A 24,817-nucleotide genomic window follows, 5' to 3' on the forward strand; every position below is an offset into this window, starting at 1 on the left:
GCCGTACCAGGGTACGGCCACCGGGGAATCCCGCGCCGCCAGGGGAATCGCGGGCTCACGCGGATGCGTTGACGGACACATGGAGCGTACGGGCGGCGACAGGGACCGGCATGTGGACCGACGGGCCCTGCTGGTCGGCGGGCTCGGTGCCGCCGCTGGTGCAGCGGCCCTGGGCAGAGGCGAGCTGGGGCACGTGTGGGACCGCATGTCGGGTGGCGGGAAGCCGCACGAGAGCGCCGAGGTGGATTTCGCGGGAGCCCAGTGGGCCGCGGCGTCCCCGGCCAACTACCGGCGGGCCGACCGGCCCGATGACTATGCGATAGACCGGGTGGTCATCCATACCGTCCAGGGCAGTTACGCGATGGCGCTGAGGGTATTCGCGGATCCTGCCCACGCGGCCGCCGCGCACTATGTCGTCCGCAGGGACGGGAAAGTGGCGCAGACGGTCCGGGAGCCGGATGTGGCCTTCCACGCGGGAAACCGCGCATACAACGAACGCAGTATCGGCATCGAGCACGAGGGGTTCGTGGACCGGGCCTCGTCGTTCACGGACGCGATGTACCGGTCGTCCGCACGGCTGACCGCGGAGATCTGCGCGCGCTACGGGATACCCGTGGACCGGCAGCACATCATCGGGCACGTGGAAGTACCTGGAACCGACCACACGGACCCCGGACCGTACTGGGACTGGGCGTGGTACGTGCGGCTGGTGCGCAGAGCCCGCGGGTGAGCCGGCACGCCGCTCGCACAGCCCGGCGACAGCTCAGCACAGCCCAGCCCGGCGAAGCCCGGCTCAGCGACAGCCCGGCGAAGCTCACGCCGCTCGCACAGCACAGCCCGGCGAAGCTCAGCTCAGCCCGGCCGACCTGGCCCGTTCCACCGCCGGGCCGATGGCCGCCGCCACCGCCGCCACGTCCGCCGCGGTCGAGGTGTGCCCGAGGGAGAAGCGCAGCGTGCCGCGGGCCAGATCCGGGTCCGTCCCGGTGGCCAGGAGTACATGGCTCGGCTGGGCGACACCCGCGGTGCAGGCGGACCCCGTGGAGCACGCGATGCCCTGGGCGTCCAGGAGGAGCAGCAGGGAGTCTCCCTCGCAGCCGGGGAAGGTGAAGTGGGCGTTGGCGGGGAGGCGGTCCGCCGGGTCGCCGCCCAGGACCGCCGTGGGGACCGCGGACCGTACCGCGGCGATCAGCTGGTCGCGGAGTGCGCCGATCTCCCTGGCGAAGACCTCGCGCCGCTCGGCCGCCAGCGTTCCGGCGACGGCGAAGGAGGCTATGGCGGGGACGTCCAGCGTCCCGGAGCGGACATGACGTTCCTGGCCGCCACCGTGCAGCACGGGGACCGGCGTGTACTCACGGCCGAGCAGGAGGGCGCCGGTGCCGTAGGGGCCGCCGACCTTGTGGCCCGACACGGTCATCGCGGCCAGGCCCGACGCGGCGAAGTCCAGCGGGAGCTGGCCGTACGCCTGCACCGCGTCGGCATGCAGCGGGATCTCGAACTCGGCTGCCACATCAGCCAGTTCACGCACCGGCATGACCGTGCCGATCTCGTTGTTGGCCCACATCACGGTAGCCAGGGCCACATCGGAGGGGTCGCGCTCGATCGCTTCGCGCAGGGACTCGGGGCGCACCCGGCCGTAGCCGTCGACCGGCAGGTATTCGACCGTCGCGCCCTCGTGTTCGCCCAGCCAGTCGACGGCATCCAGGACCGCGTGGTGCTCGACCGGGCTGACCAGCACGCGGTTCCTGCCGGGTTCGGCGTCCCGGCGGGACCAGAAGAGCCCCTTGACGGCGAGGTTGTCGGCCTCGGTCCCGCCGGAGGTGAGGACCACCTCACTGGGGCGTGCGCCGAGTGACTCCGCGAGAGCCTCGCGGGCTTCCTCGACGGTACGCCGGGCCCGTCGCCCGGCGGCGTGCAGCGAAGAGGCATTGCCGGTGACGGTGAGCTGGGCGGTCATCGCCTCAACCGCCTCCGGAAGCATGGGAGTGGTCGCAGCGTGGTCGAGGTAAGCCATGGTGCCGACGATTCTACGAGTTCCGGGGCGGGCTCCCCGCCGCGCACCCCGGCCGGGCGGTCAGCCGCCGAAGTTCCAGATCACGGCGCCGCTCGAAGTGAAGACGGTGGCCAGGACCACCAGATCGGCCACACCGAGCGCGAGACCGAGCAGGGCACGGGCGCGACGGGCGGTCCCGCGCCAGAGCGCGAGGCCGGCCAGCACGATGGCCGTGGGCCCGAGAACGATGTTCAGCACGAGCAGGCCCAGCAGTCCGAGCACGAACGAGGCGACGGCCATGCCGTCGGCGTCACGGATGCCGGTCCGGCTACGGGCGGATGCGGTGAGTTCCATGATTCGCTCCCTTACTTGTTGAGGCGCTCGGTGAGGCGTCCGCGGCCCAGGCGCTCGCGCACGGCGAACACGGCCAGCCAGCCGCCGATGACGGCTGCGGCGATCAGGGACACGGAGAGCGGGAAGTGGGCCACAGCACCCAGCACGACTCCGAAGACGAGGAGAAGCGCGACGAGGGCAATCATCACTGTCCTTTCGGTGCGCACCCGGTTCGGCGCACACACGGATCGATTGAGTGAACAACTGTGAGTACGACTGTTCACTGACCACTGAGTCTACGCTTCCCTTCGACGGAGAACGGTTGTTTACTGAATGGCATGAGTCACACCGTCGGCATCCGTCAGGCCCAGAAGCAGAAGACCCGCCAGGCCCTCCTGGACGCGGCGCTCGCCCTGCTGGAGGAACAGAGCCTCTCCAGCCTCGGCCTGCGTGAGGTGACCCGCGCCGTGGGCGTCGCACCGACGGCCTTCTACCGGCATTTCCGGGACACCGCCGATCTCGGTGTCGCGCTCGTCGAGGAGACGCTGGGTTCGCTGCACGGGCTGATCGCCGCGACCCTGGCGGGCACCGGAGACAGCGCGGTGCGGATCGGCACCACAGTCGACCTGATCGCCGACCTGGTCCGCACGCAGCCCGCGCACGTCCGGTTCATCGCCCGCGAACGTCACGGGGGCGTCCAGCCGGTCCGTGCGGCCATAGCGGCCCAACTGCGCCTCTTCACCGAGGAGGTGGCGGCGGCCTTCGCGGGTGAGGAGCGGTCACGGGGCTGGAGCGAGAGCGATCTGCTGATGCTCGCGGGCGTCTATGTGGACCACATGGTGCTGACGGCGTCGGTTCTGCTGGAGGCCGAGGAGGAGGGGCCGGTGGCCTCGGAGCGGGCACGGGACACCGCCCGGCGCCAGATGAGGCTGGTCACGCTCGGCCGCCTGCACTGGCTGGACTGAGGCGCCGGACCGGCCGGACCTGGCCGCATCGGCACCCGGCGCCCGCCCCGCCTCTCACCCCGGCCCGCCCCAGGGGCACTTTCGGCCGCCGCCGTCGCTATCCCCTTGGCACCAGCGCCAGTTGCCTGGACTGGGCCACCAGCCGGTCGGCACTGTCCCAGACCTCCGCGTCCTCCTCGAGGAAGCCGCCGGCGAGATTACGCGTGACGATCGAGACCCGCAGCGGGCCGGGCGCGGGGCGGCACCTGACGTGGGCCGTCAGCTCGACCGTGGGCACCCAGCCCCTGATGCCGATTTCGAAGGCGGTGGGCGGCAGCGCGTCCACCGTCAGCAGCAGCGACAGCGGATCGGCGTCGCGGCCGTCGGAGAGTCCGAACCACGCCCGCATCTCACCCTTGCCGGACGGCGCACCCACCGCCCAGCCGCAGGTGGCCGGGTCCAGCTTCAGCATCAGGCGCTCCGTGATGGCGGAGGAGCCGGGTATGGGCGCCGGGCCGTCGCCGGATCCCAGGCAGTGCTCGATGGGCGGGATCGACGGCGGCTTGGCGGTGGTGCGCACGTCGTCGGGGAGCGCGTCCAGATCGCCGTACGAGGCGAGCACCCGGATGCGCTCGACCTCGGTGCCGTCCGCCTCGTACTGGAAGAGCGAGGCCTGGCCCGTGGAGAGCGAACGGCCGCTGCGGACGGTCTGGGTACGGATCACCGCGGGCCCCGGCCGCGAGGCGGTGACGTAGTGCGCGGAGACCGAGAACGGGTCGCGGTGCGCAAGGGCGTCACCGAGCGCACGGCCGATCAGGGCCAGCAGATAACCGCCGTTGACCGCTTTGATGATGGTCCAGCCCGCGGAGAGCTCCGCATCGTAGACGCCTTCCTCACGACGGGTGACCGCTGTGTCACGGTCGAACTCACTGTCCCCGATGGATGCCTGTGCCATGGACAGCACCGTACACCGCAAAGTTACTCGTCGGTAGAGACGGCTGCCGAACGCCGGTTCCAGGCCCGCGAGGCCCGCCAGCGAAAGCGCAGGGCGAGCAGCCGCAGCACGAAACAGGTGAGCACGGCGACGCAGCCCGTCGTGGTCGTCAGCACGTCGAACCGGATGAAGAGGGCCACCATGGCGGCTCCCACCATCGCCGGCACGGCGTACAGATCGCGGTCCCAGCGCACCAGCGACGGCGTCTCGTTGGCCAGTACGTCACGGAGCACACCGCCCCCGACCGCGGTGGCGAGCCCCAGCACGGCCGAGGCGGTGTAGCCGAGGCCGTAGTCGTACGCCTTGGTGGTGCCCGTCACACAGAAGAGCCCGAGCCCCATGGCGTCGAAGACATTCACCCCGGCCTGGATCCGCTCGACCTCCGGGTGGAGGAAGAAGACCAGGGCGGCCGCGATCAGCGGAGTGATGAAGTACCCGAGGTCGGTGAAGGCGGCAGGCGGCACCGCGCCGATCACGATGTCCCGGAACAGCCCTCCGCCCAGCGCCGTGACCTCGGCGAACACCGCGATCCCGAAGGCATCGAAGTTCTTCCGGACGGCGAGCAGCGCACCGGAGATCGCGAAGACGAAGATCCCCACGAGATCGAGCGAGTGCTGGACGGAGGTGTTGAACAGATCATGGAGCACCCGACAGTTCTACCCCTGCCGCGCCCGCCACGGTGCGGTGCGGCGCCCCGAGGGGTCCTTGCGCTATGAGCGACTCGGTCACTCGTAGCGCAAGGACCCCTACTAAGAGCGTTTCCCCCTCATCCCTGGCGGGCGCACCACGACAGCTACGGCACTCCCCCGCGCCTCCAGCCTGGGGCCCCGACGCCGCGTTGCCGGAACGCACGAATGCGCCCCCTTTGCAATAGCTCCTCCGCCTTGCGGCGCACCGCATCCGGCGCCGTGCGCCGATCCACCAGCGATGACGGGACAGCCCTCAGAGTCCCGGTTTGCCCGTGGTGCGCAGCCACGCGTCGAAGAACCCGTCGAGCCGCTGACCGGAGATCCTCTCGGCGAGCGCGGTGAACTGCCCGGTGTCGGCGTTGCCGTACCGGTGCGCCTTCGTCCAGGCGGGCAGCAGCCGGAAGAACGCTTTGTCCCCGATCCGCTCGCGCAGCGCCTGGAGTGTCATCGCGCCCCGGTCGTAGACGGCCGACGCGAACATCGTGTCGCGCTGCGGGTCGGCCACCTCCGTCTGCCAGAAGGAGGAGTTCGCGGGTGTCGCGTTGTACTCGGCGAGGAAGGCGTCGTGGGCCGAACGCTTGCCCTCGTGCTCGTCCCACAGCCACTGCGCGTACGTCGCGAAGCCCTCGTTCAGCCAGATGTCCTTCCACTGCTGCACGGAGACGGAGTCGCCGAACCACTGGTGGGCCAGCTCGTGCACGATCGTCGACTCGTTGCGTACGGCCGAGTAGCTCGGCTTGGACTGCGTCTCCAGCGAGAAACCGGCCTGCGGCATGTCGTCGACGACCGCCCCTGTCTCCTCGAACGGGTAGGGCCCGAAGAGCTTCGCCCAGTAGTCGGTGGCCTCGGCCGTCACCGCGTAGACATCGACGGCGTTGCTGCCGGCGAGCTCGGGGTCGATGGCGACGTAGATGGGCGTACCACCGGGCGTCCGGCCGGTTCTGACGTCGAACTTCCCGATCGAGGCGGTGGCGAGATAGGTGGCCATCTGCCGGGACTCACGCCAGTGCGAGACGGTGGACGCGCCCTGCGTACGGGTGGAGACCAGCCGCCCGTTGGAGACGCCGGTCAGCCCCTTGGGCGCCTTGACGGTGATGTCGAAGGAGGCCTTGTCGGAGGGGTGGTCGCTCGAAGGGAACCAGGTGGAGGCGGCGTTGGGCTCGCAGGCGACGAAGACGCCGTCCTTGGTCTTCATCCAGCCGTAGTCGGAACCGAAGACGATCGCGCCGCTGAGCGCCTGCGGCACACCGCCGTAGACGACCCGCACGGTGAAGGTCCGGCCCTTGTGCAGCGGGTCGGCCGGACTGATGCGTATCTCGTCGCCGGACCGGGTGAAGCGGGCGGGCCTGCCGTTCACCTCGACCGCGGACACCGTCAGTTTCTGGAGGTCCAGGTCGAAGGAGGAGAGGTTCTGGGTGGCGCGGGCCGTGACCGTCGTGCGGCCGTCGAGACGGCCGGTGTCCGGGGCGTACCCGATGTCGAGACCGTAGTGCAGGGCGTCGAAGCCGCCATTGCCCAGCTGGGGGAAGTAGGGGTCACCGATTCCGGCCGAACCGGGTGAGGGGGCCGGAGTTGCCGCGATGAGACACAGGGACGCCGTCGCGGTGGCGAGGGCGGCCAGACGTGCCGAACGGGAGAGCGCCAAGAGTCTGCCCTTCGTGCGTGCGCCGTTGTTACGGACACGCTGACCCTGCACTCTCCCGTTTAGGCATGTACATGACTTTGCCAAGTCGTCATGGGCCGCCCTGCCGCCGCACCAGGCAGCGGAACTACTTCTCGTCCGGCTCCACGGCGGCGTCGGTACCGGCGTCCCCGCCGGCCTGCGCCGCCGGTCCCGGAGCGGCGGAAGCCTCGGCTTCCCGGCTCCCGTCAGCAGCACCCTGCGCAGCGGAGTCCTCCGCGGCCGTGCCGTCCGAAGCCTCCGGCGCCGGCTTCGCGGCCGGGACGAGCAGGGCCGCCTCCCGGACCACGGACAGCAGCTCCTCTCCGGGTACCTGGTCGGGTGCGCCCTCCGGGTGGTGGCACGCCACCTGCTGTCCGGTCCGCAGCGTCAGCAGCGGCGGCTCCTTCTCCGCGCAGGTCTGCGTCGCCTTCCAGCACCGGGTGTGGAACCGGCAGCCGGACGGCGGCGAGATCGGCGAAGGCACGTCCCCCTCCAGCCGGATCCGGTCGCTCCTGACACCCTTGCGCCGCGGGTCGGGCACCGGCACCGCGGAGAGCAGCGCCTTGGTGTACGGGTGCATCGGCGACTCGTAGAGCGACTTGCGGTCCGCCAGCTCGACGATCTTCCCGAGGTACATCACCGCGATGCGGTCCGAGACATGGCGGATGACCGAGAGGTCGTGCGCGATGATCACGTAGGTGAGGCCGAGCTCGCTCTGGAGGTCGTCCAGCAGGTTCACCACCTGCGCCTGGATCGACACGTCGAGCGCCGACACCGGCTCGTCGGCGACGACGAGCTTGGGCCGCAGCGCGAGCGCGCGGGCGATACCGATGCGCTGGCGCTGGCCGCCGGAGAACTCGTGCGGATAGCGGTTGTAGTGCTCGGGGCTGAGGCCCACCAGCTCCAGCAGACCCTGGACCTCCTTCTTCACGCCGCCGGGGGGCTCGACGCCCTGCAGCCTGAAGGGGGTACCGACGATCCCGCCGATGGTGTGCCGGGGATTCAGCGAGCCGTACGGGTCCTGGAAGATCATCTGGACGTCGCGGCGCATCGGCCGCATCTTCCCCGCGGACAGGTGCGTGATGTCCTGGCCCTCGAACTCGACCTTGCCGCCGCTCGGTTCGAGCAGCCGCGTGATCAGCCGGCCCATGGTCGACTTGCCGCAGCCCGACTCGCCGACGACGCCCAGGGTCTCCCCCGGGTAGACCTCGAACGACAGCCCGTCCACGGCCTGGACAGCGCCCACCTTGCGCTTGAGCACGCCCTTGGTGATCGGGAAGTGCTTCACCAGGTCGGTGACCTTGAGCAGCGGCTCCGCCCCGGTGTCCTTCCCGGGTGCCGGTGCCGCGGCGGAGTCCTTGGACATCTGCGGCGGGACCCGCGGACCCTTCTTCGTCTCATCAGTCACAGCTTCGGCGCAATCTCTTCGGTCCAGATCTTTTCCCGCTGAGCCTTCGTCATGTGGCAGGCGGAGACGTGGCCTTCCGTGGTCTCCCGCAGGTCCGGACGCTCGGTGCGGGTGATGTCGTCCTTCGGCACGTCGGCATACGGGCAGCGCGGGTGGAAGGCACAGCCGGACGGCACGTTGATCAGGCTGGGCGGTGACCCCTTGACGGGCACCAGCCGCTCCGTCTGGTCACGGTCGATGCGGGGCATGGAGCCCAGCAGCCCCCAGGTGTAGGGGTGCTGGGGCTCGTAGAAGACCTTCTCGGCCGAGCCGCGCTCGATGCAGCGGCCCGCGTACATCACCAGGAGCTCGTCCGCGATCTCGGCGACGACGCCGAGGTCGTGGGTGATGATGACGACCGCCGAGCCGAACTCCTTCTGCAGATCGCGGATGAGATCGAGGATCTGCGCCTGGACGGTCACGTCAAGGGCGGTCGTCGGCTCGTCCGCGATGAGCAGCTCGGGGTTGTTGACCAGAGACATGGCGATCATCGCGCGCTGGCGCATACCGCCGGAGAACTGGTGCGGGTAGTCGTCGAAGCGGCGCTGCGGCTCGGGGATACCGACCCGGTCGAGCATCTCGACCGCCCGCCTGCGGGCGGTCTTCTTGTCGACCTTGTTGTGGACGCGGTACGCCTCCACGATCTGGGCGCCGATGCTGTAGTACGGGTGGAGCGCCGACAGCGGGTCCTGGAAGATCATGGCCATCTTCTGGCCACGCAGGTTACGGACCCGCTCGGGGCCCGCTCCGATCAGCTCCTCGCCGTCGAGCCAGATCTCACCGGAGATCCGGGCCCGGTCCGAGTTGTGCAGGCCCATGATCCCCAGCGAGGTCACCGACTTGCCCGAGCCGGACTCGCCGACGATGCCGAGCGTCTGACCGGCCTTCAGGTCGAAGCTGACGCCGTCCACGGACTTGACCAGGCCGTCGTCGGTGTCGAAGTGGATCCGCAGGTCCCGCACTGAGAGGAAGCTCTCGCCTGGGGCGGACGGCGCACCGGCCGGGCCGCTCTTCGCGGGCTCGGCGGAACCCTTCTTGTGCACGTCGCTCATGAGAGCCTCACCCGGGGGTCGATCGCGGCGTACACAAGGTCCACCAGCAGGTTGCAGATGACGATGAAGAAAGCGGCCACCAGCGTCACGCCCATCACGACCGGAAGGTCGCTGCCGGTCACGCCCTGGATGGCGTAGGCCCCCATCCCCTGGAACGAGAAGACGGTCTCGGTGATGACGGCGCCGCCGATGAGCAGCGCGAAGTCCATGCCGAAGATGGTGACCAGCGGGGTCAGCGCGGCGCGCAGACCGTGCTTGACGACCACGTTCCGCTCCCGCAGGCCCTTGGCCCGCGCGGTTCTGATGTAGTCCTCGCCCATGGTCTCCAGCATCCCGGCCCGGGTGAGCCGGGCGTAGAGCGCCGAGTACAGGAAGGCGAGGGTGCACCAGGGGAGGATCAGGTTCCAGGCCCACTCCGCCGGATTGTCCGTGAAGGGCACGAAGTGCACGTCCCAGATCTTCCAGTTGGTGCCGAAGAGGGCGAGCGAGACGAGTCCGGTGAAGAACATCGGCAGTGAGACGCCGGCCAGGGCCACGCCCATCGCCAGCCGGTCGATGAGGGTGCCCCGCTTGAGCGCGGAGAGCACGCCGGTCGCGACACCGCTGACGACCCAGATGACCGCCGCACCGACCGCGAGCGACAGGGTCACCGGGATGCGCTGCTGGATCTCGGGCCAGACCGCCGAGTGGGTCTTGAAGGAGTAGCCGAAGCACGGCGCGTGGCACACCGCGGGGTCGGGCCCGAAGTGGTAGTTCGCGCCGACGACGATGCCCTTGATGAAGTGCCAGTACTGCTCGTACAGGGGCTGGTCGAGCCCCAGGTTCTTCTTGACCGCGGCGAGTGTCGCCGGGTCAGGGCTCTTGCCCACGTACTGGGCGGCCATGGAGTCGGTCGTCTGACCGCCGAGGCGGGGGACGAGGAAGAAGATCGCGAAGGTGACTGCGCTGACCACCAGCAGCAGCAACACCGCGGCGAATACGCGTCGGATGATGTACGCAGCCACAGCCGTGCGGCGCCGGGTCGGACGAACGGGGTAGGCCCGTCCGTCCCGGCGCCTTCACCTGCCTTTCAGGGGGTGCTGTCGATGAACAGGTGTTACTACTTGGTCGAGGTCATCAGAACGTAGTCGTACATACCGAGGTACGCCTGGCTGACCGTTACGTTCGCCGCCGAGTCCGGGCGGTAGAGCAGGTTCTTGCGGTAGAAGAGCGGGACGAGTGACGCGTTCTGCATCACCATCTGGTCGACCTTGCCCCAGGTGGCGTTGCGCTTCACGTTGTCCAGCGTCCCGATGCCCTTGACGATCTCCGCGTTGATCTTCGGGTCGTTGAGCTCCATCAGGTTGGTGCCACCGGACGGCTTGATGGCCTTGCCGTCGACGATCTGGTCGATGTAGCCGAAGCCGGCCGGCCAGTCGGCGCCCCACGCCATCATCATCATTCCGGCGTTGTTCTTGTGGACCCAGTCCGGGACGCCCGCGAAGTCGGTGAAGTACTTGTCCGACGGGAACGTCTTGATGTCGGCGGTGACGCCGATCTTCTTCAGGCTCTGCTGGAGCTGCGTGGCGCTGGTGACCTCGTCGGGACGGTCGGAGCGGGCGGTCAGCGTCGTCTTGAAGCCGTTGGGCTTACCGCACTTGGCCAGGTACTGCTTGGCCTTGGCAACGTTGCCCTTGTTGTCCTTGGTCGGGTACAGGTCGAACTTCTTGTAGCCCGAGACACCCGGCGGGATGACGGTCGTGGCCGGGTCGCCCCGGACCTCGCCGCCGATCGCGTCGACCATGTCGGCCTTGTCCGCGACGTACTGGACGGCCTTGCGGCACTCGACGTTGTCGAACGGCTTCACGTGCACGTTCAGCGCGAGGTACTGCAGCGCGCCGGCGTACGGGTCGTCCGTCTTCGCCTTCTCGGTGGCCTTGGTGATGACCTTCGGCTGGGTCTTGGACTGCAGACCCGTACCGGCGATGTCAGCGGTGCTGACGTCGTTCAGCAGGTGCGCGTCGACGGTCGTCGGCGTGATGTTGAGCTTCAGGTTGATCTTGTCCGGCAGCGCCTTGCGGATCGGGTCCGTCTTGGGATCCCACTGCGGGTTGCGGACCAGGGTCGCGCCGCGGCTCTCGCTGTACGAGGCGAACTTGTAAGGGCCCGACGACACGATGTGCTGGACGTACGAGGCGCCCTTGTCGGCCTTCTGCGGCACCGGCGCCGTCTGCGAGAACGAGGCCAGGTAGTCCATGTCCGCGAACGGCTTGCTCAGGTGGAAGACGATCGTGGAGTCGTCCGGCGTCTCGATGGACTTGAGGCCGTCGGGCGACTTGTCCTTGTACGGACCCTTGTACTTGTCGCCGTCCTTCAGGTATGTGCTGAAGTACGTGGGCCCGTTGGACAGCGCCTCACGGGCGAAGGTCCGCTCGACGGCGTACTTGACGTCCTTCGAGGTGATGACGGAACCGTCCTGGAACTTCACGCCCTTGCGGAGGTGGTAGGTCCAGGTCTTGGCGTCCGGGGACGCCTTGCCCAGGCTCGTCGCCAGGTCGGGCACGATCTTGAGCCCTTCCTTGCCGGGAGCCGGCTTGAAGGTCACCAGCGCACGTGCGTAGAGCCGGGAGAAGTTCTGCACCCAGCCGTAGTACGTGTTGCCGGGGTCCAGGGAGTCCGGGCCACTGGAGTGCTCGTAGGTGACCGTCCCCCCCTTCTTGTCCGTCTTGTTGACCACGCTGGTCAGAGCTGCGTCAGCCTTGCCGTGGCCGCCCCCGCTGCCACTGTCACTGCTCCCGCAAGCGGTGGCAGCGAGCCCCAGCGCTACCGTCGCGGCTATCGCCGCTGCCGTCTTCCTGCTGTTCATGCTGAGGAAAGCCCCCTCGGTTGTCCGGTGTGCGGCAAGGCCGCGATTACTTGCCACGGGGGTCGAGTGCGTCGCGCAGCCCGTCCCCCAGCAGATTGAAGGCCAGCACGGTGATGAAGATCGCCAGGCCGGGAATGACCATGAACATCGGGTCGACCTGGTAGAGGTCGACCGCGGTGGACAGCATGCCGCCCCAGGAGGCCTGCGGCGGCTGGATGCCCACGCCGAGGAAGCTCAGGGACGCCTCGAAGAGGATGTTGGTGGGGATCAGCAGCGTCGAGTACACGAGGATCGGCGCGATCAGGTTCGGGAGCAGCTCGCGGAAGAGGATGAAGGGACCGCGGGCCCCCAGCGAGCGGGCGGCCTCGACGAACTCCCGTTCCCGCAGACTCAGCGTCTGTGCGCGGACGATACGGCCCATGTAGGGCCAGTTGAAGAATCCGATCACGAAGATCAGCACGCAGATACGGAGCGTCAGGCCGCTCAGGCCGAACGCGTTGCCCTGCAGCGAGGCCGAGATGGAGATCGCGAAGAGCAGCAGCGGGAACGCCAGGAAGGTGTCCATCAGGCGGCTGATGCCGCTGTCCACCCAGCCGCCGTAGAAGCCGGCCACCACGCCCATCACGACGCCGATGACCACCGAGAGCAGGGTCGAACCGGCAGCGACCACCAGCGAGACCCAGGAGCCCTCGATGATGCGCGCCAGGATGTCGCGGCCGGTCTGCGGCTCCACACCGAGCGGGTGGCTCCAACTGATGCCGCCGAAGCCGCCCTTGGGCGCCAGCAGAGCCGGGTCGACCAGGTTCTGGTGGAAGTCGTTGGGGTCGAGCCCGAACATCGCCTGGATCGGCTTGGAGAGGACGGCGACCAGCACCAGGAGGATCACGACGACCCCGCCGGCCATGGCGACCTTGTCCCGCTTGAAACGCGTCCAGGCGATCCGGCCGAGTGAACGGCCCTCGATCTGGCTCTGCGTGGCCCCCGTGAGTACTGCCTCCGGCTGCGCTTCGGCAGTCGATCCGGTGGTCTCGATCGGTGCGGTCACAGTGCCTTTGACCCCTCCCGGCCGGCGGTGGCCGGCCCGTACCTGCCGCGGTGGCGGCTGCTGTGCATCAAGCGCATCGGGTGATGCCACTGTGCTGAAGTGACGGAATGTGTTCGCAGCGCGCCGCAGAAGGGCACGACAACGTTCTCTTCAGGGAGTCTTCATTGCCGTTGCGATCACCCGCCAGACCTGGCGGTGAATGTATGCGCAACCGTGATGCGGTCAATGGGCTTCCGTTATCCGGACGCCGGGCTCGACTGAGCGGAAACTTTCCTCGCTAATGCGCTAGTTCGGACATCAAGCCCAACAGCCGCCATTGGCGCCTTATTTGGTGCACTCAGCCTACGGGCGGGTAGCCGTATCCCGCCGCCGGTGAAGGTGCCGCGTGGGCCTCGCGGTCGTAGAAGGGCCGCGAGTTGGCCCGAAGCCACATCCCGACCGGGTCGTACGCGTCGGACAGCGCCACGGTCGAGACGGGCAGCCCCTCGGGCACCGCGGCGATCGACTGCTGCATCATCGCGCGCACCGAGTCCACGGACTGCTGGCTCGTGTCGTACAGATCGAGCCCGATGGCCAGATACGGAGTACCGAGCGCGGGCTGCACCCAGACCCGGCTCAGCGAGCGGATCGCCGGAGTGTGGTGGGCACTCTGCGTGAGCAAAGCGTAGAACTGCGGGATCTCGATGGCGGGCTCGGAAAGCCGCAGCGGTCCGGCCGGCATCCGGTCGAGGCCGGTGGCGATCCGCCGCAGATCGGTCCAGGGGATGCCGACCCCGCCGCCGGGGGCGTGCGGATTCAGCCAGATCCCCCAGTGGTCCGGGTAGAGCGAACGGGCGATGTCGCGTCCCGTGACCACCTCGTGCGCGCGGTTCCAGCCGGACACCGCGAGCTCCTGTGCGGAGGTCACGCAGGGGGCGTAGCCGAGCCCTTCGATCTCCATGTTCCCGTACTGGGCGTCCGGCGAACCGGCCTGGCCGTGCCAGAGCAGCATCCAGACCTGGCTGTCGGCGAGCGCCTGCAGCAGTGCCTCATAGGCGTCGTACCGCCCGGGAGTCACCTGGCGCAGCATCTGCTCGACCTGCCCGGCCGCCGCCGTGCCCGACGCGCTCACTCTGGGTCCCGCCCCTCTTCGATCCACCCGTTGACGGCCCACATGCCGGGCCGCCCGTCGTTCCGTACGGTTCTGGCCATCCGCGGGCCGTCCTCCCACGCATCGGGCCAGCTTAGACCGGCCGGCAAATGAGGGGCGGCGTGTTCCCGGCACACCCGCTGAACCCGCGCCGCGTGCGTTCCGCCGCACCGGTTCCGCAGCCGGCCCCGTGGTACCCGCCTACAGGACCGGCCCAGCAGCGCCGGCTCTGACGTAGAACGGCCTGACCCTGTCCAGCATCCAGTCGGCGACCGGGTCCTGGGCCACGTCCAGCAGGACGAGATTGACCGGCCAGGGCACCTCGACCCGGTGGAGCGCCCGGCCGAGCGCGTCCATCGGGGCGTTGCGGCCGGCGCCGTCCCACGTCGCGAACTCGACCCCGACGAAGAGGACCGGGTCGCCGCCCTCGATGGAGGCGAGTGCCCGGCGCGCCGAGCGCACCACACCCGACTCCTCGAACTCGCCCGCCGCGGCGGAGAGGAAGTCGACGGGCTCCTCCTGCCAGTCCGGTTCGAAGAGCCGTACCCGTCCGCCGGACGCGGGGCCGTCCAGCGAGGTCCGGCCGACCCGGCACAGTTCGGCCACGGCGGGCGGCGGCAGCGGCATCCCGACCGCGCCGCCCGGGTTCACCGCGACTCCCAGCTGGGGCGGCAGCCCCCGGGCGAACTCGATGGCGGGGGCCACCGCGAAGGAGAAGTGCGAGCCGACGCACTGAAGAAACTGCGCCTCTGAACTGAAGACAGGCACATAGGCTCCGCCTTCGATATCCAGGGTCGGGAGGTCGAGGGAACTGCTTTCGTTTCCACCGCCGTTGGGCAGCGGGACCCAGAGGTTGCTGCGCCCCAGCACCTCGATCAGCCGGCCGCCCGCGGCGGGGTTCCCGACCGACGCGGCCAGTACCTCTTCGAGCTCGTTTCCCGGCCATGCCATGTCCACCGAGGTATCCCCTTCTCACCTGTTCACCTGCCGACCGACCCTAACGGCCTCCCCCACGATAGAGAGCGGGGCCGTCGCGCCACCGTCCCCGAAAGCGATCCGGCCCAGCACCGCCGCCGCCTGCCGGTCGAGCAGCACCACCGAGGCGCACCCGGCGGGCAGCCGCACCCGCTCGGCATCGCGGACCAGCCCGGCGACCGCCCTGCGGTGCCGGGCGAAGGCGTAAGCGGAGACCTTCCGGCCGCGCTCCGTCTGGCCGGCCCGCGCCACCCCGGGCGCCACGTCGAGCAGCAGCAGGTGCAGGGAGCTCCGGCGCCTGCGGGCCGTCCGGGCCAGCAGGGTGCGCACCCAGGGGTGCGCACCGCAGTCGTGAACGACCACACCGGCGCCCGAGCCCAGGGCGCGCCACAGCCTGAGGTAGTGGGCGGCGCGCACCAGAGGGCGGAAGCTCCAGTAAGGGAGCCGGCGGGGAAGCCGGCGCTCCCAGAGCTCCCTGGTGTCCTGCGAGTCGACCGCGTGAGCCCCCGCCGCCCTGCGTAAGAACGTGGACTTCCCACTGCCCGGCAGGCCGGACACCACCACCACATCCCCTGCCGCGAACACCAGAGCGTGCGGGCTGCGGCCCGCCAGCCGGCGCAGGTCCCGCACCGTGTCCGCCGCTCCAGGCCCGCCCGCTGCCCCGTACCCGCGCCGCCTCGGCCCCATGGCCGCTCCCCCCGTCGGGCCACCTGTGTCCCTGCCCATGAAGTGTAAAGAAAGAGTAATGCGACACAAGTGCTGCGCCGCTCCCCCGGCATGCGATGATGTGCGCGCCAACTCCATACAGGCCGTTCGAATCCGCGCGGGAGAGTCCCCGGTCACCGGCCGGGGCGCCGAAGGAGCAAGTCCCTCCCTTGTAATCTCTCAGGCCCCGTACCGCGCGGACGAGGCAGATCTGAAAAGCGGGCCGCCGTGCGGCCCCACCCAAGGTGCAAGCCGTGCCCTCTCAACAGGCGCCGGCGAACCTCTCAGGTTCCGATGACAGATGGGGAGGAATCGTCCTCGTCTGTCATGCCCCGGGAGTACCGCATATGAGCCCCGCCACCCGCCTCACAGCACTCGACGCCCTGCACCGGTCGCTCGGCGCGACCATGACCGACTTCGCGGGCTGGGACATGCCGCTGCGCTACGGCAGCGAACGCGACGAGCACATCGCCGTACGGACGCGCGCCGGGCTCTTCGACCTCTCCCACATGGGCGAGATCACCGTCAGCGGCCCGGATGCCGTGAAACTGCTCGACCACGCCCTGGTCGGCAACATCGGCACTGTCGGCAACGGCCGTGCCCGCTACACCATGATCTGCCAGGAGGACGGCGGAATCCTGGACGACCTGATCGTGTACCGGCTCGGCGAGCAGGAGTACATGGTCGTCGCCAATGCCGGCAACGCCCAGGTCGTGCTCGACGCCCTGACCGCCCGTGCGGCCGGCTTCGACGCCGTCGTGCGGGACGACCGCGACGCGTACGCCCTGCTGGCCGTACAGGGCCCGGAATCCTCCGGCATCCTGAAATCGCTCACCGACGCCGACCTCGACGGGCTGAAGTACTACGCGGGCCTGCCCGGCACCGTCGCCGGTGTCCAGGCGCTCATCGCCAGGACCGGCTACACGGGAGAGGACGGTTTCGAACTGTTCGTCGCCCCCTCCGACGCCGAGAAGCTCTGGCAGGCGCTGACCGTGGCGGGCGCCCCGGCAGGCCTGGTGCCGTGCGGCCTCTCCTGCCGCGACACGCTGCGCCTGGAGGCCGGCATGCCGCTCTACGGCCATGAGCTGACCACCGCGCTGACCCCCTTCGACGCCGGCCTCGGCCGGGTCGTCAAGTTCGAGAAGGAGGGCGACTTCGTCGGGCGTACGTCCCTGGAAGCCGCCGCCGAGCACGCAGCCGCCGCCCCGCCGCGCAAGCTGGTCGGACTGATCGCCGAGGGCCGCAGGGTCCCCCGCGCGGGCTACCGGGTCGTCGCGGACGGCCAGGTCGTCGGCGAGGTCACATCGGGCGCCCCCTCACCGACGCTGGGCAGGCCGATCGCCATCGCGTACGTCGACGCGGCCCACGCTGAGCCCGGCACGTCCGGTGTCGGAGTGGACATCCGCGGTACCCATGAGCCGTACGAGGTCGTGGCACTGCCGTTCTACAAGCGCCAGAAGTGACCCACACCATCTCAGCCCGTAAGACCATCGTCCACCAGCACTCCCCCGCATCCAGGAGAATCAGGTCATGAGCAACCCCCAGCAGCTGCGTTACAGCAAGGAGCACGAGTGGCTGTCGGTCGCCGAGGACGGCGTCTCGACGGTCGGCATCACGGAGTACGCGGCCAACGCGCTCGGTGATGTCGTCTTCGCCCAGCTCCCTGAGGCCGGGTCCACGGTCACCGCGGGCGAGACCTGCGGCGAGCTGGAGTCGACCAAGTCGGTCAGCGATCTGTACGCCCCGGTGACCGGTGAGATCACCGAGACCAACCAGGACGTCATCGACGACCCGTCGCTGGTGAACACCGCCCCGTACGAGGGTGGTTGGCTGTTCAAGGTGCGCGTCACCGGCGAGCCGGACGACCTGCTCTCCGCCGACGAGTACGACGCATTCTCCGCCGGCAACTAGGGACTATTGATGTCACTTCTTGATTCCTCCCTCCACGAGCTCGACCCGGACGTCGCCGCCGCTGTCGACGCCGAGCTGGTCCGCCAGCAGTCCACCCTCGAAATGATCGCCTCGGAGAACTTCGCTCCGGTCGCGGTCATGGAGGCCCAGGGCTCCGTCCTCACCAACAAGTACGCCGAGGGCTACCCGGGCCGCCGCTACTACGGCGGCTGTGAGCACGTCGACGTGATCGAGACGATCGCGATCGACCGCGTCAAGGCACTGTTCGGCGCCGAGCACGCGAACGTCCAGCCGCACTCGGGTGCCCAGGCGAACGCGGCCGCGATGTTCGCGCTGCTCAAGCCCGGTGACACGATCATGGGCCTGAACCTCGCCCACGGCGGGCACCTGACCCACGGCATGAAGATCAACTTCTCCGGCAAGCTCTACAACGTGGTCGCTTACCACGTCGACGAGGAGACTGGTCAGGTCGACATGGACGAGGTCGCCCGCCTCGCCAAGGAGTCCCAGCCGAAGCTGATCGTGGCCGGCTGGTCCGCCTACCCGCGCCAGCTGGACTTCGCCGCCTTCCGCCGGATCGCCGACGAGGTCGGCGCGTACCTGATGGTCGACATGGCACACTTCGCGGGCCTGGTGGCAGCCGGTCTGCACCCGTCGCCGGTCCCCCACGCGCACGTGGTCACCACGACCACGCACAAGACGCTGGGCGGCCCGCGCGGTGGTGTGATCCTCTCCACCGCCGAGCTCGCCAAGAAGATCAACTCCGCGGTCTTCCCGGGTCAGCAGGGCGGCCCGCTGGAGCATGTGATCGCGGCCAAGGCTGTCTCGTTCAAGGTCGCGGCGACCGACGAGTTCAAGGAGCGCCAGCAGCGCACCCTGGACGGCTCCCGCATCCTGGCGGAGCGCCTGGTGCAGGCCGACGTCACCGAGCACGGTGTCTCGGTCCTCTCCGGCGGCACCGACGTGCACCTGGTCCTGGTGGACCTGCGCAACTCGGAGCTGGACGGCCAGCAGGCCGAGGACCGTCTCCACGAGATCGGCATCACGGTCAACCGCAACGCCGTCCCGAACGACCCGCGCCCGCCGATGGTCACATCGGGGCTGCGGATCGGTACGCCGGCGCTGGCCACCCGCGGTTTCCAGGCCGAGGACTTCTCCGAGGTCGCGGACGTCATCGCGGCCGCGCTGAAGCCGGCCTACGACCGGGAGGCGCTGGCCGCCCGGGTCTCCGCACTGGCCGCGAAGTTCCCGCTCTACCCCGGGCTGAAGTAGGACCGATTCGGTCCTGATCAGTACCGTTTTGTACGAACCACGGGGCACCCCGCACACTGGACAGTGAGCGGGGTGCCCCGCACCACGTAGGCACCGCGCTCACTGCTGTACCGCGCTACCTCTGCACCACCCCGGCAGACAACGGCGTCTACCCACACCAAGGAGTCCTCCCGTGGCCATATCGGTCTTCGACCTCTTCTCGGTCGGCATCGGCCCGTCCAGCTCCCACACGGTGGGCCCCATGCGGGCCGCCCGGATGTTCGCCGCCCGCCTGAAGAACGAGGGCCTGCTGGCCCACACCGCGTCGGTCCGCGCCGAGCTCTTCGGCTCGCTGGGGGCCACCGGCCACGGACACGGCACCCCGAAGGCGGTGCTCCTCGGCCTGGAGGGCGAGTCGCCCCGTACGGTCGACGTCGAGCACGCCGACGCCCGCATCGACGAGATCCGAGCCAACGGCCGCATCAACCTCTTCGGTGCGCACGAGATCCCCTTCGACTTCGACGCGGACCTGATCCTGCACCGCCGCAAGGCGCTGCCGTACCACGCGAACGGGATGACGGTCCTCGCGTACGACGCCGAGGGGGCGCCGCTCCTGGAGAAGACGTACTACTCGGTGGGCGGCGGCTTCGTGGTGGACGAGGACGCCGTCGGCGAGGACCGCATCGTCCTCGACGACACCGTCCTGAAGCACCCCTTCCGCACCGGCGACGAGCTGCTGCGGCTGACCCGCGAGACGGGCCTGTCCATCTCCGCGCTGATGATGGAGAACGAGAAGGCCTGGCGCACCGAGGCGGAGATCCGCTCGGGGCTCCTGGACATCTGGGGCGTCATGCAGTCCTGCGTGGCCCGCGGCATGTCCCGCGAGGGCATCCTGCCGGGCGGCCTCAAGGTACGCCGCCGCGCGGCCAACTCGGCCCGCCAGCTGCGCGCCGAGGGCGACCCCCTCGCCCGCGCCATGGAGTGGATCACCCTCTACGCGATGGCCGTGAACGAGGAGAACGCGGCGGGCGGCCGCGTCGTCACCGCCCCGACGAACGGCGCGGCCGGCATCATCCCCGCCGTTCTCCACTACTACATCAACTTCATCCCCGGGGCCGACGAGGAGGGCGTCGTCCGGTTCCTGCTCTCCGCGGGCGCCATCGGCATGCTCTTCAAGGAGAACGCGTCCATCTCCGGCGCCGAGGTCGGATGCCAGGGCGAGGTCGGCTCCGCCTGCTCCATGGCGGCCGGCGCACTGGCCGAGGTCCTGGGCGGCTCCCCCGAGCAGGTGGAGAACGCGGCGGAGATCGGCATGGAGCACAACCTGGGCCTGACCTGCGACCCGGTCGGCGGACTCGTCCAGATCCCGTGCATCGAACGGAACGGCATGGCGGCCGTCAAGGCGGTCACGGCGGCGAAGATGGCGATGCGCGGCGACGGCAGCCACAAGGTGTCCCTGGACAAGGTCATCAAGACGATGAAGGAGACCGGCGCCGACATGTCGGTCAAGTACAAGGAGACGGCCCGGGGCGGGCTCGCGGTGAACATCATCGAGTGCTAGACAGATGGGCCCTGGCCAGCGCTTATTAATCTTTCAGCGCTGTCAGGGCCTTCCCTGCTCACGCGGCGGAAAGTCCCTGAAAACGCCCTGGGACAGATGTGAAAGTCCCTGAAAAGTCCCTGGGATATCCCCCTGGAAGGGGTTTTTGACCTGCCGGTTCGCGGCATGTGATCAACGCCGGATATGCCGCTCACCCACCAGCTGATGTATCAAATCGTTCCCCCGCTCCCACCCAAGGGGTGTCATTCGATACATGAACGCTGCGGAAAACCCGCGCTTGGAGCAGCGGCTGGCCGGCCTCTCCCCCCACATTCACGACGGCGCAGGCGCGACAGGCCCTGCTCTCCCCTCGCGATCTGGCGCACTTGGTCACGGAGGGGGAGGTAGCCGAACTGTCCCGTGGGGTGTACCGGCGGGCAGACGCCCCGGAAACGGCGCACGCGGATTTACTGGCCGTGTGCGCACGGGCCCATCGCGCCGTCGTGTGCGGTGAATCCGCCCTGGCTCTGCATGAACTGATCGACGACATCCCCGCAGCAGTACACATCGCCGTGCCGCGCGGTTCACGCCGCCCGACGATTTCCTACCCGCCGACCGTGGTGGCGCAGTACGCCGCAAAGACCTTCGACCTCGGTATCGAACGGTTCGAAGCAGCCCCGGGAGAAACCATCCCCATGTACAGCGCAGCTCGCAGCGTCGTCGACGCAATGCGGCACCGCAGCCACCTCGGCGAAACCCTCGCCCTGTCCGCGCTCGGCCGTTACCTGCGCCGAAGCGGGCGCGGTGGCGTTGGCGTTGGCGTTGGCGTTGGCGTTGGCGTTGGCGAACTCCAGCACATCGCAAGCGAGTTGGACGCCCTCGCCGTCGTCCGCCCCGCCGTAGAGGCGGTGCTCGCCTGATGGCCAACCCCACCCGCGACACCACCGCCGACCGCGTCTACAACGACCTGCGCAACCTGGACGGCCAAGAATTCACCACAGCGCCGACCGCCACCGCCACACACCGCGGCATCACCCTGAAGCCCCCTCAGCACCACCATCACCGACCTCGGCGAGCGCCGCCAGACCTCCTACACCGCCTGGCACCGCCGGCAAGGCACCGCCGAAACGAGCTACCCCGGACGCTTCACGGATGTCGTCCGGCAGGTCACCGCCTTCGCAGACACACTCCTCAACGGCGAGGCTGTCAACCCCACTTGGAGTGCGGCGACCCTCACGTGGTCATGAAACAGGCCTGGCCGACCGGCCAGGCCTGCGGGCCGGCCCCGGAACCTACGCATGACGAATGGAGTACCGGCCGGAAGCCGGGACGCACCGCACGCGGCTTCACAACTGAGCCGACCTGCCTCGTGGTTGGCAGTACGGGGAGGTAACCGCCACGCCTCGGGAAGATCCTGTGCCGGTCCGCCCGAAGCCCTGCTGGACAGATCACCGGACAGTACACTCTGTGATCGTTGCAGGACTGTCCGGTGTCATCCGGCACGAGGCGTGAGGACGGGGCGGTGCTGGTGACGCCAGAGGCAGGCATCAAGGTCGCGGGGCGGTATCTGTTGCAGGAGACCGTCGGCAAGGGCGGGATGGGCGTCGTCTGGCGGGCCTGGGACGAGCGGCTCGAGCGGCAGGTCGCGGTCAAGTTCGCCCACCCGGACGACGACCGGGCCACGCAGCAGCTCATGAAGGAGGCCCGCAACGCCGGGCGGCTGCACCACGCGAACATCGTGGGCGTCTTCGACTGCGACCACGACGCCGACACCTGCTGGATCGTCATGGAATACGTGCCCGCCCGGAGCCTGGGCCAGATCGTCGCGGAGCGCGGTCTGCTCCCGCCCGACGAGGCCGGGGCGATCGGCTGCCAGATCGCGGCCGCCCTGATGAAGTCCCACAGCGCCGGCGTGGTGCACGGCGATGTGACCCCGGAGAACATCCTGGTCACCGACGAAGGCATCGCCAGGCTCACCGACTTCGGGATCTCGCGGGCGATGTGGAGCGAGACCACCCGCACGACGACCGGTGTGGTGCGCGGCAAACCCCGCTATCTGGCGCCCGAGTTGGTCAGGGGGAAGCGGGGGGACGAGAAGTCCGACGTGTTCTCACTGGGTGCGACGCTGTACACGGCGGTCGAGGGCCAGTCGCCGTACGGGCAGGCCGAGCACCCCATGGCGTACGTGGCCAGGGCCATGGAAGGGCACATCGAACCCGCGGTCCGGGCCGGTCTGCTGTCCGGGCCCCTGGCCGCGCTGCTGGAGGTGGAGCCCCGGGACCGGCCCGACGCCGCCGGTGCGTACGAGTTGCTGACGCGAGCCGCGCCGCCTCCACCCGAGATCACGGCGAAGCTGCGCGGGGCCCGCACTCTGCCGCTCGGCCCCCTCCCCTCCGTCACCCGCCGGTTACCGAGGGCCGTACGCCGCCGGGGCCGACCGCTCGCGCTCGCGTCGGGGGCGCTGCTCGCCGCCGCCGCGGTCACGGCCGCCGTGCTGCACCCGTGGACCGCGGATGGTGACCGCCGGACGCACGCGGAAGCCAAGCCCCCGGCCACCGCGACCGCCGGCCGGCCCGGGACCGTCGGCGACGCCGCGACTGCCGACCCCTGCGGTCTGCCCGACGCCGCCTCGCTGAGCAGGTTCGGCGCCACCCATCTCGACGCGGCCTACGGGGAGTTCAACCGCTGCGATGTAGTGGCGGAGGCGGGCAACGGGGACGAACTCGCGGATCTGGAGCTCGAACTCGACAACACACCGGCGCAGTTCGAGGGCGACGTGCCCACCAGGCGCGTCGGCAACGTCACCGTCGGGTCGTACGCACGCGACGGAGACGAGTGCGAGCGGCACATCGCGACGGCGGACCACGAGCAGATCGTGATCGTCGGGAAGCGGCGCGCGGCCGGGGCGCCCGACCCGTGCGCACTCGCCGACGCGGGAACCGACGTGGCGGTCGGCGTGCTGGACCGGGGGAAGGTACCGCGGCGCGCCGCCCCCGTCGCCGCTGCCTCCCTGGCCCGGCTCGACGCGTGCTCGCTGCTGGACTCCTCCGCCCTCCGGAAGGTGGGGGGCGTCGGGACGCGGGAACCTGAGCGGGGCTTCGGCAACTGGCACTGTGCGTGGTCCTCGTCCGGCGATGAATCGGGCGTGGACCTCCTGTTCAACCGGGACAACGAGCTGTCGGACGACGGAAGGCCGGCCCGCGTCGCCGGGACGACGAGCTATGTGTCGCCCGGGGGATCCGGCGCGCACAGTTGCGTCGTCCGCACCCCGCACCGTACGTACCCGACCGCCGCCGGGGACGACATCACCGAGTTCACCGAGCTGACCGTCTACGCACCGCAGCCGGCCGGCCGGCTCTGCGGCACCGCCGAGAAGCTGTCGGCCACCGTGGTGCACGAACTCGCGAAGCAGTTGCCGGAGAACAAGTGACCTCGCGCCCCGTGGCGCCACGTCCCGCCCCGGACGGGCACACCCTGCCCGCCGGTCACGGCAGCCTGGCCAGGGGCGCCTCCGGCCCCGTGCCCGGAACACTTCTCGCGCTGGCGCTCACCGGCGGCATGACACTGGGCCCGGGTGAGGGACGTGAGGTGCTGTTCGGCCGCAACCGGCCCGATGTGCACATCTGCCTGGGCGAGGACGACGGCCGGGTGAGCCGTCACCAGGGCACGTTCACCCATCGGGACGGGCGGTGGTGGGTGAGCAACGACGGGCGGCTGCCGATCCGCTGCGCCGCGTCCCGGCTGCTGTTCCGGGGCGAGGAGCCGTTTCCCCTCGCCACCGGCTACACCCCGCTGTTCGCCGGCGGCTCCCGGGGGCGCGAGCACCTGCTGGAGGTCTTCGTCACCGGCCCGGAGCACGAGCGGCCGGTGCCGCGCCACGGTGATGTCACCCGTCCGCCCCGGGTGTGGCTGCTCGGTGAGCAGGAGAAGCCGGCTCTCGTCGCGCTCGGGCGGCGGTACCTGTCGCACGAGCCCCGCCCGCAGCCGCTGACGTGGAAGCAGACAGCCGCACTGCTCGCCGATGTGCGGCCCGGTGCGGGCTGGACGGACAAACGCGTCGAGCACACGGTCAACGCGGTGCGCCTGCGGCTGTCCCGCGGCGGGGTGCCCTGGCTGACCCGCGAGGAGGTGGGCGAGCCGGTCGGCAACGCGCTCAACGACCATCTGATCCGCGCCCTGATGTCGTCGACCAGCCTCGTACCGATGGACCTGTCGCTGATCGATGCCGCCTGACACCCGGCTGAGGCCCGGCTGACGACGGCAGCGACGCCCGGGACCCCTCCCGGGGCCCGCTCCTACGCTCA

At 69.7% G+C, this 24,817-nt stretch carries 23 protein-coding genes and 1 riboswitch; of the genes, 9 read left to right on the top strand and 14 right to left on the bottom strand.

The annotated features are described in order from the left end of the window. Positions 1-79: 79 nt before the first annotated feature. Positions 80-730: an N-acetylmuramoyl-L-alanine amidase gene (locus OG584_RS09380; RefSeq protein WP_405776922.1), complete on the top strand. Its 651-nt coding sequence runs from the start codon at positions 80-82 to the stop codon at positions 728-730. Positions 731-847: 117 nt separating this feature from the next. On the opposite strand, the gene OG584_RS09385 is transcribed toward OG584_RS09380, so the two are convergent. The 3 genes from OG584_RS09385 to OG584_RS09395 are packed head-to-tail and all read right to left on the bottom strand — an operon-like array spanning position 848 to position 2,529. Continuing rightward, positions 848-2,011, bottom strand: coding sequence for a cysteine desulfurase family protein (locus OG584_RS09385; protein ID WP_405776924.1), 1,164 nt, complete (start codon positions 2,009-2,011; stop codon positions 848-850). A gap of 60 nt (positions 2,012-2,071) precedes the next feature. Beyond that, positions 2,072-2,344, bottom strand: coding sequence for a DUF4190 domain-containing protein (locus OG584_RS09390; protein WP_405776926.1), 273 nt, complete (start codon positions 2,342-2,344; stop codon positions 2,072-2,074). Positions 2,345-2,355: 11 nt separating this feature from the next. Next, positions 2,356-2,529, bottom strand: coding sequence for a hypothetical protein (locus OG584_RS09395; RefSeq protein WP_405776928.1), 174 nt, complete (start codon positions 2,527-2,529; stop codon positions 2,356-2,358). Between the two features lie 132 nt (positions 2,530-2,661). On the opposite strand from OG584_RS09395, the gene OG584_RS09400 reads away from it, so the two are divergent. Further along, a complete protein-coding gene (locus OG584_RS09400) occupies positions 2,662-3,288 on the top strand; it encodes a TetR family transcriptional regulator (protein ID WP_405776930.1) in 627 nt (208 codons plus the stop codon). A gap of 97 nt (positions 3,289-3,385) precedes the next feature. Here OG584_RS09400 and OG584_RS09405 read toward each other — a convergent pair whose 3' ends face one another. The 11 genes from OG584_RS09405 to OG584_RS09455 form a co-directional block, all read right to left on the bottom strand. Beyond that, on the bottom strand, positions 3,386-4,222 hold the full coding sequence (locus tag OG584_RS09405) for a thioesterase family protein (protein WP_405776932.1): 837 nt from the start codon (positions 4,220-4,222) through the stop codon (positions 3,386-3,388). A 23-nt stretch (positions 4,223-4,245) separates the two neighbouring features. After that, positions 4,246-4,908 (bottom strand): trimeric intracellular cation channel family protein, encoded by a 663-nt coding sequence (locus OG584_RS09410; RefSeq protein ID WP_405776934.1) that lies wholly within the window; start codon positions 4,906-4,908, stop codon positions 4,246-4,248. Positions 4,909-5,203: 295 nt separating this feature from the next. Further along, positions 5,204-6,595 carry a M1 family metallopeptidase gene (locus OG584_RS09415; RefSeq protein WP_405776936.1) on the bottom strand — a complete coding sequence of 464 codons (1,392 nt, stop codon included), beginning with the start codon at positions 6,593-6,595 and terminating at the stop codon, positions 5,204-5,206. Positions 6,596-6,719: 124 nt separating this feature from the next. Further along, the gene (locus OG584_RS09420; protein WP_405783955.1) at positions 6,720-7,979 is read right to left on the bottom strand and encodes an ABC transporter ATP-binding protein; all 1,260 of its coding nucleotides are present in this window, start codon (positions 7,977-7,979) and stop codon (positions 6,720-6,722) included. 38 nt (positions 7,980-8,017) lie between these two features. After that, complete coding sequence (locus tag OG584_RS09425) at positions 8,018-9,112, bottom strand: ABC transporter ATP-binding protein (protein ID WP_405776938.1); 1,095 nt, start codon at positions 9,110-9,112, stop codon at positions 8,018-8,020. After that, a complete protein-coding gene (locus tag OG584_RS09430) occupies positions 9,109-10,116 on the bottom strand; it encodes an ABC transporter permease (RefSeq protein ID WP_405776940.1) in 1,008 nt (335 codons plus the stop codon). Before OG584_RS09430 ends, OG584_RS09425 begins: the two co-directional genes overlap by 4 nt. A 95-nt stretch (positions 10,117-10,211) precedes the next feature. Next, positions 10,212-11,957: an ABC transporter substrate-binding protein gene (locus OG584_RS09435; protein WP_405776942.1), complete on the bottom strand. Its 1,746-nt coding sequence runs from the start codon at positions 11,955-11,957 to the stop codon at positions 10,212-10,214. A gap of 46 nt (positions 11,958-12,003) precedes the next feature. Further along, the gene (locus tag OG584_RS09440; RefSeq protein ID WP_405776944.1) at positions 12,004-13,002 is read right to left on the bottom strand and encodes an ABC transporter permease; all 999 of its coding nucleotides are present in this window, start codon (positions 13,000-13,002) and stop codon (positions 12,004-12,006) included. Positions 13,003-13,339: 337 nt separating this feature from the next. Next, positions 13,340-14,113: an enhanced serine sensitivity protein SseB C-terminal domain-containing protein gene (locus tag OG584_RS09445; RefSeq protein ID WP_405776946.1), complete on the bottom strand. Its 774-nt coding sequence runs from the start codon at positions 14,111-14,113 to the stop codon at positions 13,340-13,342. A 219-nt stretch (positions 14,114-14,332) separates the two neighbouring features. Next, on the bottom strand, positions 14,333-15,082 hold the full coding sequence (locus OG584_RS09450; RefSeq protein ID WP_405776948.1) for an enhanced serine sensitivity protein SseB: 750 nt from the start codon (positions 15,080-15,082) through the stop codon (positions 14,333-14,335). Positions 15,083-15,103: 21 nt separating this feature from the next. Further along, the gene (locus tag OG584_RS09455) at positions 15,104-15,793 is read right to left on the bottom strand and encodes an AAA family ATPase (protein WP_405776950.1); all 690 of its coding nucleotides are present in this window, start codon (positions 15,791-15,793) and stop codon (positions 15,104-15,106) included. A gap of 127 nt (positions 15,794-15,920) precedes the next feature. Continuing rightward, positions 15,921-16,016, top strand: a riboswitch (glycine riboswitch). A gap of 142 nt (positions 16,017-16,158) precedes the next feature. On the opposite strand from OG584_RS09455, the gene gcvT reads away from it, so the two are divergent. The 7 genes from gcvT to OG584_RS09490 all read left to right on the top strand — a co-directional run bounded on the left by gcvT (position 16,159) and on the right by OG584_RS09490 (position 24,746). Then, positions 16,159-17,274 carry a glycine cleavage system aminomethyltransferase GcvT gene (gcvT, locus tag OG584_RS09460; RefSeq protein WP_405776952.1) on the top strand — a complete coding sequence of 372 codons (1,116 nt, stop codon included), beginning with the start codon at positions 16,159-16,161 and terminating at the stop codon, positions 17,272-17,274. 67 nt (positions 17,275-17,341) lie between these two features. After that, the gene (gene gcvH, locus OG584_RS09465; protein WP_405776954.1) at positions 17,342-17,722 is read left to right on the top strand and encodes a glycine cleavage system protein GcvH; all 381 of its coding nucleotides are present in this window, start codon (positions 17,342-17,344) and stop codon (positions 17,720-17,722) included. Positions 17,723-17,731: 9 nt separating this feature from the next. After that, positions 17,732-18,994, top strand: a complete 1,263-nt coding sequence (gene glyA / locus OG584_RS09470; protein ID WP_405776956.1) for a serine hydroxymethyltransferase — start codon at positions 17,732-17,734, stop codon at positions 18,992-18,994. Positions 18,995-19,166: 172 nt separating this feature from the next. Next, on the top strand, positions 19,167-20,534 hold the full coding sequence (locus OG584_RS09475) for an L-serine ammonia-lyase (RefSeq protein WP_405776958.1): 1,368 nt from the start codon (positions 19,167-19,169) through the stop codon (positions 20,532-20,534). A 482-nt stretch (positions 20,535-21,016) separates the two neighbouring features. Then, the gene (locus tag OG584_RS09480) at positions 21,017-21,433 is read left to right on the top strand and encodes a hypothetical protein (protein ID WP_405776960.1); all 417 of its coding nucleotides are present in this window, start codon (positions 21,017-21,019) and stop codon (positions 21,431-21,433) included. Positions 21,434-22,035: 602 nt separating this feature from the next. After that, on the top strand, positions 22,036-23,943 hold the full coding sequence (locus tag OG584_RS09485; protein WP_405776962.1) for a serine/threonine-protein kinase: 1,908 nt from the start codon (positions 22,036-22,038) through the stop codon (positions 23,941-23,943). Next, complete coding sequence (locus OG584_RS09490; RefSeq protein WP_405776963.1) at positions 23,940-24,746, top strand: FHA domain-containing protein; 807 nt, start codon at positions 23,940-23,942, stop codon at positions 24,744-24,746. Before OG584_RS09485 ends, OG584_RS09490 begins: the two co-directional genes overlap by 4 nt. Positions 24,747-24,817 lie beyond the last annotated feature (71 nt).

The sequence above is a fragment of the Streptomyces sp. NBC_00859 genome, assembly GCF_045161865.1.
Lineage (GTDB): Bacteria > Actinomycetota > Actinomycetes > Streptomycetales > Streptomycetaceae > Streptomyces.

Coding starts and splice junctions, on each gene's coding strand:
- OG584_RS09380 (WP_405776922.1), top strand. CDS start 80: ATGGAGCGTACGGGCGGCGACAGGGACCGGCATGTGGACCGACGGGCC.
- OG584_RS09385 (WP_405776924.1), bottom strand. CDS start 2,011: ATGGCTTACCTCGACCACGCTGCGACCACTCCCATGCTTCCGGAGGCG.
- OG584_RS09390 (WP_405776926.1), bottom strand. CDS start 2,344: ATGGAACTCACCGCATCCGCCCGTAGCCGGACCGGCATCCGTGACGCC.
- OG584_RS09395 (WP_405776928.1), bottom strand. CDS start 2,529: ATGATTGCCCTCGTCGCGCTTCTCCTCGTCTTCGGAGTCGTGCTGGGT.
- OG584_RS09400 (WP_405776930.1), top strand. CDS start 2,662: ATGAGTCACACCGTCGGCATCCGTCAGGCCCAGAAGCAGAAGACCCGC.
- OG584_RS09405 (WP_405776932.1), bottom strand. CDS start 4,222: ATGGCACAGGCATCCATCGGGGACAGTGAGTTCGACCGTGACACAGCG.
- OG584_RS09420 (WP_405783955.1), bottom strand. CDS start 7,979: ATGTCCAAGGACTCCGCCGCGGCACCGGCACCCGGGAAGGACACCGGG.
- OG584_RS09425 (WP_405776938.1), bottom strand. CDS start 9,112: ATGAGCGACGTGCACAAGAAGGGTTCCGCCGAGCCCGCGAAGAGCGGC.
- OG584_RS09435 (WP_405776942.1), bottom strand. CDS start 11,957: ATGAACAGCAGGAAGACGGCAGCGGCGATAGCCGCGACGGTAGCGCTG.
- OG584_RS09450 (WP_405776948.1), bottom strand. CDS start 15,082: ATGGCATGGCCGGGAAACGAGCTCGAAGAGGTACTGGCCGCGTCGGTC.
- OG584_RS09455 (WP_405776950.1), bottom strand. CDS start 15,793: ATGGGGCCGAGGCGGCGCGGGTACGGGGCAGCGGGCGGGCCTGGAGCG.
- gcvT (WP_405776952.1), top strand. CDS start 16,159: ATGAGCCCCGCCACCCGCCTCACAGCACTCGACGCCCTGCACCGGTCG.
- gcvH (WP_405776954.1), top strand. CDS start 17,342: ATGAGCAACCCCCAGCAGCTGCGTTACAGCAAGGAGCACGAGTGGCTG.
- glyA (WP_405776956.1), top strand. CDS start 17,732: ATGTCACTTCTTGATTCCTCCCTCCACGAGCTCGACCCGGACGTCGCC.